Origin of the sequence: Acidithiobacillus sp., assembly GCF_027322205.1 — a bacterium.
In the GTDB taxonomy this organism is placed as follows: domain Bacteria; phylum Pseudomonadota; class Gammaproteobacteria; order Acidithiobacillales; family Acidithiobacillaceae; genus Acidithiobacillus.
This window is the reverse complement of the sequence record NZ_DAHVHY010000015.1, coordinates 1-13,300: the sequence shown is the minus strand read 5'-3', so window position 1 is coordinate 13,300 and position 13,300 is coordinate 1. Positions and strand designations below refer to the sequence as shown.

Annotated in this window: 10 protein-coding genes; 6 read left to right on the top strand and 4 right to left on the bottom strand. The window is 52.4% G+C overall.

Annotated features, from left to right (window positions below; all coding sequences use genetic code 11):
- Positions 1-3: 3 nt before the first annotated feature.
- A complete protein-coding gene (locus M7F93_RS04055) occupies positions 4-1,533 on the top strand; it encodes a lipoyl protein ligase domain-containing protein (protein ID WP_298169482.1) in 1,530 nt (509 codons plus the stop codon).
- A gap of 76 nt (positions 1,534-1,609) precedes the next feature.
- On the opposite strand, the gene M7F93_RS04050 is transcribed toward M7F93_RS04055, so the two are convergent.
- From M7F93_RS04050 to M7F93_RS04040, 3 genes are read right to left on the bottom strand one after another with little or no spacing between them, the layout of a single operon-like run.
- Complete coding sequence (locus M7F93_RS04050) at positions 1,610-2,350, bottom strand: anaerobic ribonucleoside-triphosphate reductase activating protein (protein ID WP_298169479.1); 741 nt, start codon at positions 2,348-2,350, stop codon at positions 1,610-1,612.
- Positions 2,351-2,530, bottom strand: a complete 180-nt coding sequence (gene nrdD / locus M7F93_RS04045; protein WP_298169549.1) for an anaerobic ribonucleoside-triphosphate reductase — start codon at positions 2,528-2,530, stop codon at positions 2,351-2,353.
- A gap of 46 nt (positions 2,531-2,576) precedes the next feature.
- Positions 2,577-4,610, bottom strand: a complete 2,034-nt coding sequence (locus M7F93_RS04040) for a ribonucleoside triphosphate reductase (RefSeq protein WP_298169476.1) — start codon at positions 4,608-4,610, stop codon at positions 2,577-2,579.
- A gap of 1,322 nt (positions 4,611-5,932) precedes the next feature.
- Between M7F93_RS04040 and dnaA the strand changes: the two genes are divergently transcribed.
- From dnaA to gyrB, 4 genes are all read left to right on the top strand, one after another.
- Positions 5,933-7,288, top strand: a complete 1,356-nt coding sequence (dnaA, locus tag M7F93_RS04035) for a chromosomal replication initiator protein DnaA (RefSeq protein WP_298169473.1) — start codon at positions 5,933-5,935, stop codon at positions 7,286-7,288.
- 283 nt (positions 7,289-7,571) lie between these two features.
- A complete protein-coding gene (gene dnaN / locus M7F93_RS04030) occupies positions 7,572-8,669 on the top strand; it encodes a DNA polymerase III subunit beta (RefSeq protein ID WP_298169470.1) in 1,098 nt (365 codons plus the stop codon).
- A gap of 1 nt (position 8,670) precedes the next feature.
- On the top strand, positions 8,671-9,729 hold the full coding sequence (gene recF, locus M7F93_RS04025) for a DNA replication/repair protein RecF (protein ID WP_298169467.1): 1,059 nt from the start codon (positions 8,671-8,673) through the stop codon (positions 9,727-9,729).
- Positions 9,726-12,128 carry a DNA topoisomerase (ATP-hydrolyzing) subunit B gene (gene gyrB / locus M7F93_RS04020; RefSeq protein ID WP_298169464.1) on the top strand — a complete coding sequence of 801 codons (2,403 nt, stop codon included), beginning with the start codon at positions 9,726-9,728 and terminating at the stop codon, positions 12,126-12,128. Before recF ends, gyrB begins: the two co-directional genes overlap by 4 nt.
- Here the strand turns inward: gyrB and M7F93_RS04015 are convergent, their stop codons facing one another.
- Entirely contained in the window at positions 12,129-12,917 is a 789-nt protein-coding gene (locus M7F93_RS04015) for a UDP-2,3-diacylglucosamine diphosphatase (RefSeq protein ID WP_298169461.1), read from the bottom strand.
- A gap of 57 nt (positions 12,918-12,974) precedes the next feature.
- Between M7F93_RS04015 and M7F93_RS04010 the strand changes: the two genes are divergently transcribed.
- Positions 12,975-13,300: hypothetical protein (locus M7F93_RS04010; protein WP_298169458.1), on the top strand; the 326-nt coding region annotated here is incomplete at its 3' end.

The window sequence follows — 13,300 nt, the reverse complement described above, 5'->3', positions numbered from 1 at the left end:
TTTATGAACAAGCTAACTTGGGGGGATAGTGGGCTTCGGAACGGCGCCGATAACATCGTCCTGGATTCGCAGCAAATCATCGTTACACGTACAGACCATGTGCCATTGCTTCGATTTTACGAAAACACACAAACCGTGGCATTAGGTGCCTATGAGGACAAGAATTTTGCTGTGCGGACAGCATATTGTCAGACTAGGTCCATCCCAATTATTCGGCGTATAACTGGCGGCGGTACATCGTATTTATATCCCAAACAAATTAGTTGGAGCTTAACGCTTCCGGCACAACGTTTAAGTATCGAACAATGGCTTGATATCATTTGTATGGCGGTTTGTCGTGGTCTATATAATAGCGGTTATGAAAATATTAAGTTCAATCGCCCCAATGATATCTATGCGCATGAACAAAAACTGGGGAACGTCCATATCGGTATGTTAGACAACATACTAATCGCAAATGGCACTCTATACAGGTCATTGGACATAAATACGATGCTTCGCGCGCTACGTGTTCCCAAGGAAAAATTAACACTAGCAGGCATACGTACGGCCACCTGTCACTTCACCACGCTGCCGAGCCTGAGCGATGCAGACTTGTTACAGCTCAAGGAGTCTTTAGCACAATCTATCGCTCGATCATGTAACTTACCAACGCTCATGCAAGTCCCATGGGTTAATAACACATCGCAAACATACGTATGCAATCACAATGATCTCACAGAAAATGCTCATGAAATCACCTATAGCAGCTTTACCATTACACCAGGCGGCATACTTCACGGACGCATACAGTTAGACGCCAATATCCGGATATCATCCTTGCACTTGACTGGCAATGTGTACATTCGGCCACACAACCTGTTTCGCAAAATTGAATCCGTACTGCGTGGGGCAGCAGAAGGCGAAATCATGCACCGAATGGATAATTTATTTTATGAGAATCAATGGGAATTGTATAGATTTGCTCCACAACATATTATGGTATTACTCCGACGCCTTTTCGAACAACATAGAATAGCTGCCAAACTTTCCATAGCGCCATCGGCAGCGAGTTCCTTCATGATCCATGACCCTGATGGAACAATGGATGCCTTCGATATCGTAGCAAAGGCTGACACGGTGCTCGTTCCATACTGCGCCAAGCCCACTTGGTGCAAGTGGCGGCATAATGACGGCTGCTCCCAGTGCGGAAAATGCGATGTTGGTCAGGTATACCAAATAGCCAGACAGCAAGGATTACAAGTCACCACCGTAACCAATTTTGAACATTTAGAGATTACACTAAAAGCACTCAAGGAACGTGGCACCAAGTCCTACTTAGGAATGTGTTGTAATAATTTTTACATCAAACGAGAATATGCTTTTCGCTCAGCAAACATGCCCGCCTTGTTATTGGATATCGCTGGCGCCAATTGTTACGATCTCATGCAAGAACAGTCGGCATATTCAGGAGAGTTTAGTGCCGAATCATCTATAGACCTTGGCGTCGCGGAAAAGGTTATAAAACTTGCACGCCGGGAACCCGTACAATAATGATATAGCCGAACAAATACGTAAACAACGAATTTTAACGCCGCCCCTCACTAAAAACGACGTAGAACCAGCTTCGCTATCTAACCAAGATATTTGGTATATAGACACGTAACCTATCAACCAGATCACCATCTATTGCGGTGTGGCTAGCAACCAACTCTAAATCTGCACATCCTGCCTTGTTAAAGCGTTGCAACACCCACCTAGATACACCAAGTATTTGCAACTCGCGAGCCATCATAACAAGATCTGCGCTACTTAAAATGGCATTATGTACCGTTGTTCTGAGCTCATAGGAAATATTGCTGGACAACATCTGCTCGAGAGATTCTTTTACCTTGCCACCGCTTCCGGGGACGCCGGTGACATCAGGATAATGCGCAAAAGGGGACTTGATATCGAACCCAACCCAATCCAAGAGTGGGAGCACCTTCGCAAAATTATGTGGATACAACCCCGACGTGTGCAGAGCGACATTAAATCCCAATGCCTTTACTTGCTTAATCGCCAATAATAACGATTTATGGACGGTTGGTTCGCCACCACAAAATGCTACTGCATCCAGTAACCCACTTCGCGTCGCCAGCCACTCCATAACCATAGACCATGACACAATCGACGATCCCGGCCCCCCCCGCTGCAGGTTTGGATTATGGCAGTAACGACAGCGACACGGACAACCTTGGGTATATATTACGGCACACAAGTGTCCCGGGTAATCTACTGCACTAAACTGGGACACACCGGCAATAGATGGTAATAAAATCGATCGGTCATCGGATATAATATCCCTTCTATAGAGAACGTTGGCGCCCATCTAATGCCCTGCCGGAGAGCGGTCCCCATCAAGGCTCTTGGTCTCGATGAAATGTTTACGTTCCAAATGCTCTCCCTGCTTACCGATATTAAACGACGATGTCGGGCGATGATATCCCATGACTCTTGTCCAAACTTCACAGGGTTGCCTTTCGTCATCACTCAACTCAACTTCTATCATTCTTTCTTTGACTATCTCCGCGTACATAGTATTCTCCCTTAATGTATTATGCAGAACGCTGCCGCTTTTCTGCAATGCGCTCCTGATCACAGACGGGACAAAATGGGTGCTCACCAGCCAGATATCCATGCACAGGACAGATGGAAAAAGTGGGGGTAACTGTAATGTATGGCAACCGGAATCGCTCCAGCGCGCGCCGCACCAGGCGCTTGCAGGTTTCTGAGCTAGAGAGGCGTTCGCCCATATACAGGTGAAGAACGGTCCCTCCGGTGTATTTGGCTTGCAAAGCCTCCTGCCGTTCCAACGCCTCAAACGGATCATCCGTAAATCCAACCGGGAGTTGCGAAGAGTTCGTATAGTAGGGTTTGTCCAAGGTCCCGGCCTGTAAAATACCGGAAAATCGCTTGCGGTCTTCTTTGGCGAAACGATAGGTAGTGCCCTCCGCAGGAGTGGCCTCCAGATTATACATATGGCCTGTTTCCTCCTGAAAGGTGACCATATGATTCCTGATATAATCTAAAAACTCCAAGGCGAAGTCGTAACCCCAAGGCGTTGTGATATTCTCCCGATCATCCGTGAAGTTGCGGATCATTTCGTTAACCCCATTAATCCCAATGGTGGAGAAATGATTGCGAAGTGTCCCCAAATAACGTTTTGAATAGGGAAACAACCCCGTGTCCATGTGGCGCTGGATGATCTTACGCTTGATCTCCAGGCTGCTTTTCGCCAACTTCAGTAGTTCATCGATGCGTTGGTATAGGCCATTGCGGTCGTTTTTATGGAGATAACCCAGCCTGGCACAATTAATGGTCACCACACCAATGGAACCGGTCTGCTCTGCTGAGCCGAAAAGGCCATTACCACGCTTGAGCAACTCGCGCAGGTCGAGTTGGAGCCGACAACACATAGAGCGCACCATATTGGGCTGGAGTTCAGAATTGATGAAATTCTGGAAGTAGGGCAGACCGTATTTTGCCGTCATCGCAAACAGTCTTTCGGCGTTTTCGGACTCCCACGGAAAATCCGGGGTTATGTTATAGGTTGGAATGGGGAAGGTGAAGACGCGGCCCTTGGCATCCCCTTCGCTCATCACCTCGATGTAAGCACGATTGATTAAATCCATTTCCGCCTGCAGATCCCCATAGTGGAATGGCATCTCCTTTCCACCGATGACCGGAACCTGCTCCCGAAGATCTTCAGGGCAGACCCAATCGAACGTGACGTTTGTGAACGGCGTCTGGCTGCCCCAGCGGGAAGGTACATTCAGGTTATAAATAAACTCCTGAATATTCTGACGTACCTCGTCATAGGAAAGCCCATCCTTGCGGACAAAAGGTGCCAGATAGGTGTCAAAGGAGCTAAAAGCCTGCGCGCCAGCCCATTCGTTCTGCAAGGTGCCCAGAAAGTTTACCATTTGCCCCACAGCACTGGACAAGTGGCGGGGAGATGCCGCTTCCACCTTCCCTGGCACGCCGTTAAAACCCTCTTGCAACAAGGTTCGCAGAGACCATCCAGCACAATAACCTGCCAGCATATCGAGATCATGGATATGAATATCCGCCTCACGGTGAGCGGCACCGATTTCATCCGGATAGACATGACTCAACCAGTAATTGGCGGTTACCTTCCCCGCGACGTTCAGAATCAGGCCACCCAACGAATAACCTTGATTGGCATTCGCATTGATTCGCCAATCCTCCCGATCCAGGTACTCATTTATCGAGGTAACGGCATCCACCACGGTCTGACGATCCCTACGCAAGCGTTGATGTTGTTCACGGTAAGCGATATAGGCGCGGGCGGTACGATAGAAGCCTTCATCCATCAATGTTAATTCGACATGATCTTGAATCTGTTCAATCGTGGGGTCACGGTCGATAACGAGGGGCCGTAACGTGTTCAAAATCACTTCCGTAATTCGCCCAGCGACACTGGCATCAAATTCATCAGCCGCACGTCCCGCCCGGGTGATGGCTGAGCAAATTCGCTCTGGATCGAAAGCTGCCCTGGTACCGTTTCGCTTAATGACAAATGGCCAAACAGGTCGACTCGAATGACTGGCGAACAAAGGTGCTTTCATTAGCTTGCGCGGGGACCCCGTCTTCTAAGACGGAGGGGATAGCGCGGCGGCAGCAAGCCGCCCCATTTCCGCTTCTCCTGATTGCCAGGCTATCTTAGAGTTAATTTTTCATTACCTACTATAAACCGGCTCTGCGAGGGCTGCGGTAAGCCAGCCTGTAGCGCCTTAGAGTATTCCTGCATGTGGCGAAAACTCCATCCTGCAAGGACTGGTATACACCTGAACGCCGAAAATAACAATATGTTGACATCTTTTTGTATAATTTACCAGGTGTAGTGGCTTTGTCAATGGCGTTGGGGCGTTGTTGTCCCTCGCATTATCAGGATCCCCACCGTTGCAGATCACTGCTCCTAGCCGCTCTGGTACCGTGAAGGAGGATTCACAACGTTGCCTGATTCGAAGGTCTCGCAGCCCACTGCCCACCTGACTAAGATTTTTATGGGGCAAGCAACCTGTGGATAACTTTGTGGATACTTTGCTGGTCGCCGTGGTTTGGTTGTGGCAATGCAGCACCCATCCCGATCGGAAACATTGTGTAACAATAAAGTGTTATTTATTACAATGCATTACATAAACTACTGAAACATGATTCAGAATAAGTCCATGTAACTGCCGTCTAACCTCTTTGTGGAAAACTTTATCAGGCCAGACACCCTCTTGGCCACCATCGCTGCGAAGATTCGTCCATGTTTGAGCCTATCTTGCGTGTTTTTCCTACCACACCCCTACCACCCGATCATAGACGGCTTTGGGCATATACGGCAGCCAAGGTGCCGTGCATCGCTATCTGCCAGGGCAGAACGAGCCATGGCCGGCCGCACTTTTGCCACCGCCTTGTTCGCCGACATCAGCCCCTGCGTCAGGTAGTGTATACTGCAGAGCCCCACCAAAAATCCGTATCATTCAATGAAAAATATTTTGTTATATTCTAATCTTGCCTGCCCTATAAAAACCGTATTCGTCGAAATCATCATATCAACCATACAATGAATCGCCAATCCATTCTGTAATACAACGATTTACAACAAAAACTTCAATATAAATGTTTTATAAACAATATGTTAAATAATATATAACGAATTTTAAGGCGCAACAATGCCGCTATTCCAGCAGAAAATCTATCTCCGGCGAAAAATCGCCATACTGCGGACACGCTGGCATGCCTCGCCACACTTGGATATACTCCAGCAACGGAGAATTACGATGAAATGCCCTTCCCATTGCGGGGAGTGAGCCCGCTGTCGCTACCACATGACACAAGAACATGGTGGCGGCAGCGGGCACAGCATTTTTCACCTTTAGACCCTCTGACTAGGTTACGCATGACACTGAGTAGTCATCCAGCGCCATCCGCGCTGCGCAACGGAGACGCCTTATGGGCCGCGCTGTGTGTGCAGCTGCAAGAACAAACCACCGCCCAGCAGTTCAATACCTGGCTGCGCCCCCTCCGTGGCGAGTTGCATGGTAATGAACTGCACCTGTTCGCACCTAATACCTTCGTCATGGAATGGGTACGGGAAAGGCTGATAAACCTGCTGGAAGCGGTGCTTGCCGAACTTGCACCCGGAATGATGCTTCGCCTGAAACTCGGCACCGACGGTGCGGCGGCCCCGGTAGCAGCTATTCCAGCCACGGTTTCGATCACCGATCCTCGCAATGGCAACCGGCTCAACCCGGGCTTTTCCTTCAAATCCTACGTTGAAGGCAAATCCAATCAATTGGCCGTGGCGGCTGCCCTGCAGGTCGCCGAAAATCCGGGGAAATCCTACAATCCTCTGTATGTCTATGGCGGCGTTGGACTGGGCAAGACGCATCTCATGCAAGCGATAGGAAACGCCATTCTCCAACGCGATGCCAATGCCAAGGTGCTCTATGTCACTTCCGAAGGCTTCATCATGGATATGGTGCGCTCCCTGCAACACAACACCATCAATGACTTCAAGCAGCGCTACCGCAAGCTGGATGCCCTGCTCATCGACGACATCCAGTTTTTTGCTGGCAAGGATCGCACCCAGGAAGAGTTTTTCCACACCTTCAATGCCCTCTTTGACGGTGGCCGGCAGATTATTATCACCTGTGACCGCTATCCCAAAGAGGTGGATCGCCTGGAAGAGCGCTTGCAATCGCGCTTCGGCTGGGGACTGACGGTCGCCATCCAACCCCATGATCTCGAAACACGCATGGCCATTGTCCTTTGCAAGGCGGAAGAAAGCGGCATCGATCTGCCTGAGGAGGTAGCCTTTTTCATCGCCGAGAAAATCCGCTCCCATGTCCGCGAACTGGAGGGGGCACTGCGTCGGGTCGTCGCCCATGTCAACTTCACCCACAAGCCCTACAACCTGGATACTGCCCGTGAAGCCCTGCGTGACCTGATCGACGTGCAGAAGCGCATGATCAGCCTCGACAACATTCAGAAAGTCGTGGCCGAGTATTTTCATATTCGCGGCTCCGACATGCAGTCCAAACGACGCAGTCGCAACATCGCCCGGCCGCGCCAGGTTGCCATGTGCCTGACCAAGGAGCTCACCAACCACAGCTTGCCGGAAATTGGCGAGGCCTTCGGCGGACGCGATCACACTACCGTCCTCCACGCCTGTCGCCAGATCGACAAACTGCGTCAGGAAGATACTCAGATGGATGAAGATTACCGCAACCTGCTGCGGATTCTCGGCGCATGATCCGGCACTCGCACAAGTTGTGGATAAGCCCCTGTATAACCCCTGTGCCGACTCTGTATGAAAAAATGGACTCTTTTTCATCCCCAGGCATACCGACTTATCCACAACTTGTCGACAACTTGTCAATGCCCAGAATGCTATCACTGACAAGGAATTACCCCACCTTTCCACAGGCTACCGGGCCACTAATAGTTATAGTAGTTAAAAGAAGAAATATAAATTATATATATAAAGCAACCCGACCGATCCCTTTTCAATCCTGGCATTCAAGGAGCAAACCCTGATGAAAATCACCATAGATCGCGAAGATCTCCTGCCTATTTTAGCGAATATGGCAAACATTGCCGACCGGCGGCCGGTACAACCCATTCTTGCCCATGTTCTCATCGAAGCCGCGGGGCAACATTGCCGTTTCGTCGCCACGGATCTGGAAGTACAGCTTTCCGCCGACTTGGACCATCCGGTAGATGCCCCTGGCACCTGTGCCGTTCCTGCCCGCAAGCTCTACGATATTTGCCGCGCTTTATCCGAACACACCCCCATAGAATTTCATAAAGACGGAGAAAAGCTACTCTTAAAAGCTGCCAAAAGTCGCTTTACCCTGCATGTCTTGCCCGCAGATCAATTCCCCTATCTCAGTATTCACAGCAGCCGTTGTCAGGGTAACTGCAATGCCAAAGTCTTTCGCGAAGCGCTTGCCGCCACCGCTAACACCATGGCACAAAATGATGCACGGCTTTTCCTGAACGGCGTTCTCATCGAAGTGGAAGGTCAGGAACTGCGTCTCGTAGCCACAGATGGTCATCGCCTGGCCATGATGACCCTGCCTTTTGCCAACAGCCTGGAAAGCGGGAGCTACCAGGCTATCCTGCCGCGCAAAGCCGTTCTCGAACTGTTGCGAATTCTCGATGATGGCGATATCGCGCTGGAGATGTCGGACACCAGCTTTCTGCTCAATGATGGCGTGCAACAGTTCGCCTGTAAGCTCATCGACGCCAAATATCCCGATTACCGGCGGGTGATTCCCCAGGGGCATCCCCGTTTCGCCATACTCGACCGCCAGACCTTCAAAAGTGCCCTGCAACAAAGTGATGTCCTGGTCAGTGACCGTAATCCAACCACCCATCTGCACCTCAGCAATAACCAGATGACTCTGCACAGCCGCAATGAAGAGCAGGAAGAAGGCGAAATCCAAATCCCCGTCGAGTATCAGGACGACACTCTGGATATCGCTTTCAACAGTCGTTATCTCACGGATACCACCCAGATATTCTCCCAGGAAAGCTTGCGGATGCGCGTCAAGGATAGCGACAGCAGCGCAGTTTTTACTCCAATAGACGGAGATAATCCTCTCTATATCATCATGCCCGTCCGTCTTTGAAATGCCCCTGGAGGCCCTGCATATCCAATCGGTGCGTTGCATAGAAGCCCTGGATCTGAAAGCGGACCGGCAGTGGAACTGGCTGATAGGTGCTAATGGTGCCGGAAAAAGTTCCGTGCTGGAGGCCATCCATATTCTCGGTACGGGGCAAACCTGGCGGCACGGTCCTCGCCATGTACAGCGGGAGGGTGACAACGAATATCTGGTCAGCGCGCACTTGGCCGATCATTTTCTCGCCCTGCGCCGATGTGGCGAATTACGGGAAATACGCTATGATGGCGAGTCACTCAGTTCAGCCTGGATGCTGTTGGACATTATGCCTCTGCAAAGCCTGCACGATGACAACAGCCACTTTGTCGCAGGAACGGCAGAAGACCGCCGTCGCGTGCTGGACTGGGGCATCTATTACGCAGATCGCTATTATGGCACGGTGTTTCGCCAGTACCGGCGGGCTTTGCAACAGCGCAATGCCTGGCTGAAAAGCGGTTACGGTCAGCAACCCTGGGATGACGGCGTCATTGCCGCTGGTGAAGAAATCCAGCAACGGCGCCAAGCGCATCTGGCCACTGTGCAGCCCGAGGTCATCGCCCTCTGGGAACGCTGGTCCGGATCACTTTCCGGACTCAGCCTGCATCTGCACAGTGGCTGGAAAGAGGGCTTGGCTTTAAGCGACTGCTTGCTGCGGGATCATGAACAGGATCGCGAAATGGGTTATACCCACAGCGGCCCGCACCGTGCCAATCTGGCGTTTCGGGTGCGTGGCAAAGCGGCACTGGATATCCTTTCGCGCGGCCAATTGCGGGTACTGGGTCTGGCCTATCGCCTGGCACAGGTGAAGATCCTGAAACAGGCAGGGTTACCCTTGCCAACCATACTGATTGACGATTTCGCGGCGGAGCTCGATGCTTCGGCACGGGATTGGTGGGTGAATGAACTCAATTTGCTGGGTGTGCAGGTCTTTGCCGCCGTCACTGCAGCCGGGCAGATCCCGGCGGCAGTGAGTGGTGGTGGTCATTTTTGTCTGGCAGCAGGCCAGTTTGAGAAGGAAACAGCATCATGACGGGAAAATACGACTCTACCAGTATCCAGGTGTTGAAAGGGCTGGAAGCGGTACGCAAGCGCCCCGGCATGTATATCGGCGATACTGACGACGGCAGCGGCCTGCACCACATGGTCTTTGAGGTGGTGGACAATGCCATCGACGAGGCGCTCGGCGGTTATTGTGACGCCATCGTCATTATCATCCATGACGACGAATCGGTCAGCGTCAGCGACAACGGTCGCGGTATTCCGGTCGATATTCATGCCGAAGAGGGGCGGTCTGCTGCCGAAGTTATCATGACCATACTGCATGCCGGCGGTAAGTTCGATGACAATGCCTACAAGGTTTCCGGCGGTCTGCACGGGGTCGGTGTCTCGGTAGTAAACGCCCTTTCAGAAACACTCCAGTTACGTATCTTCCGCGATGGCTATGTCTGGACCCAGGAATATCATGATGGTGAACCCCAGGCACCGGTTGCCCGTGGAGAAGCGTCACGCAAACATGGCAGTATTATTCGCTTCAAACCTTCGCCCCAGGTTTTTGCCGATACCCATTTCCACTTTGAAATTATCGCGAAGCGGCTGCGCGAACTGGCTTTTCTCAATTCCGGTGTACATATCACCCTACTGGACGAGCGGGGCGGACGGGAAGAAATTTTCCATTATGAAGGCGGCATCCGCGCCTTTGTGGAGCATCTCAACCGCAGCAAAACCGCCATTCATCCCAGTGTGATCACCCTCACCGGCGAGCGCGACGGTATTGTCGTTGAAGCCGCTCTGCAATGGAATGAAGGCTATAACGAGGCGGTGCTCTGCTTCACCAACAATATTCCCCAGACCGATGGGGGCACGCATCTGGCGGGCTTTCGTGGCGCGCTGACCCGTACGCTGAATCAATATATGGAACGGGAAGGCATCATCGCCAAGGCTAAGGTAGCGGTGAGTGGCGAAGATACGCGTGAAGGCCTGACAGCGGTGCTTTCCGTCAAGGTACCGGACCCCAAATTTTCTTCGCAGACCAAGGAAAAACTGGTCTCCAGTGAGGTCAAACCGATCGTCGAGTCCTCTATGTCCGAGGCGCTGACGATGTTTTTGGATGAGCACCCCAAAGAGGCGCAGGCCATTGCCGCCAAAATTGTCGAAGCGGCACGGGCGCGGGAAGCCGCTCGCCGGGCACGGGAGCTGACTCGGCGCAAGGGTGCACTGGATATTGCCAATCTCCCCGGCAAGCTGGCCGACTGTCAGGAGAAAGACCCGGCCAAATGCGAAATTTATCTGGTGGAGGGCGATTCTGCCGGCGGCTCTGCCAAACAGGGCCGTGATCGTCGGCATCAGGCTATCCTGCCCCTGAAGGGTAAAATCCTCAATGTGGAACGGGCGCGTTTTGACAAAATGCTCTCGTCGGATGAGATCGGTACCCTCATTACGGCCTTGGGTACCGGTATTGGCGCTGGGGATTTTGATGTCGCCAAGCTGCGTTATCACCGCGTCATTATCATGACGGATGCGGATGTCGACGGTAGCCATATCCGCACCCTGCTGCTGACTTTCTTTTATCGGCAGATGCCCGAACTGGTGGCGCGCGGCCATATTTATATCGCCCAGCCACCTCTCTACAAGGTCAAGAAAGGCAAGGATGAGCGCTACATCAAGGACGATACCGAACTGGCCGCCTACCTGCGCGAAATTGCCATGCAGGGCGCCCAATTCCGTTCCGCGGCGGATGCTGAGCCGGTAACTGAAGAGCAACTGGCCGGCATGATGCGTCAATACCAGAATATCGAGGCTTTGGTGCAGCGCCTGGAGCGGCGCTATCCCGGTACCCTGCTCTGGGCCATGGCTACGTTGCCGCCTGTTGTTACGGAGTCGGCAGATAGCGCCACCTGGGACGATTTCGCACGGCAACTCCGTGCGGCACTGGAACTCAACGCCCTGCCCGCCGAACATTACACGGTGGAGCGGGTGGGTGAGGCGGAGGCTTTGCGCCTGGTGGTTCGCCGCGAACATCACGGCAGTCAGGAACTGCGTTTCTTTGATCAGGATTTTTTTGCCGGTGGCGAATACCGGCATCTGGCCGACTATGCGCGGGTGATTGAAGGTAATATCGGTGCCGGTGCGCGTATGGAACGCGGCGAGCGAGGGCTTACCGTCAGCCGTTTCCGTGCCGCTATGGACTGGCTTCTGGCTGACGCCCGTCGGGGTGTCGAAATTCAGCGCTACAAGGGTCTGGGTGAAATGAATCCGGAACAACTCTGGGAGACCACTATGAACGCCGAAAACCGCCGTCTGGTGCGGGTGGATGTGGAAGACTCCATTGCTGCCGACGAGGTTTTCTCCATGCTCATGGGCGATGCCGTGGAACCGCGCCGCCGTTTTATCGAGGATAATGCACGTTTCGTATCGCGACTCGACATCTGATCATGCGGCGATATTCTGATCAAAACGCAGGGGTATGGGCCAATGGATGATTTCCATGCGCCCGTCGGTATGTTCGACCAGCGCGGTGCAACTCTCGACCCAGTCGCCGTCGTTGTAATAGAGGATGCCGTCGATGGTTTTTTGCTCGGCATGGTGGATATGGCCGCAAATCACTCCAGCGTAACCGCGGCGTGAGGTTTCTTCGGCCAGCAGGTGTTCATAGTCGCTGATAAACTGTACCGCTTTCTTAACCCGGTATTTGACGTAAGCACTCAGGGACCAGTGACGGCGCAGGCCCAGATGCCGGAATGCACTTTGCATCAGCCGGTTAATCCAGAGCAACAGGGTATAGCCATGATCGCCCATACGAATGAGCCAAGTGGCATAACGCATGGCGGCATCAAACTGATCACCATGGACGACCCAGAGTTTTTTGCCATCGGCGGTCTCATGTACCGCTTCCTGGAGGATGGCGATGTCGCCGAGAGCCATGGCGTTGCCTTGGGTTTGCACGTAATCGGAGAGTAACTCGTAGATGGGATCATGATTGCCGCGGATATAACGTACCGTTACCCCGGAGCGGGCCAGACGGAGCACCTTCTGGACCACCGTATTATGGCTGCGTGGCCAGTACCAACGCACCTTGAGGCGCCAGAGGTCGATGATGTCGCCGACCAGATAAAGCTGCTGGCAGGAGTTGTGGCGCAGGAAGTCCAGCAAGCTCTCCGCCTGACAGCCGCGGGTGCCGAGATGAACGTCCGATAGAAATATGCTGCGATAATGGGCCATAGGGCCATCCTGAAAAGGTGACAGAACCCTATATTGCCAGCAAAATATGACAGTTTGATGAAAGCTGGTCGCCGTATAGCCGCCGGTATGACTCTGGAGATCATGGTGCTTAACCTATTTAACTTTGAATATAAAGAACTTTTTACTGATGAAGGGCTTGGTCGTCTGGATGGGGAATTTCTTCGGTTCCTGGCGGAAAAGGACAAAACCCTGGCGGAACATTTGCAGGTCTACCGTGCGGCCGGAGATCAGCCCGCCGACAAGGCCCAGAGTGAGTTTTTATTACGGTTGGCGCCGCACCTTGAGCGATTTATCGCCCGGCTTTTCTGTCTGGAGCCGGAAGTGGCTGAGTTGCAGGCCCGGTCCCGCAGCCATGATGTGGT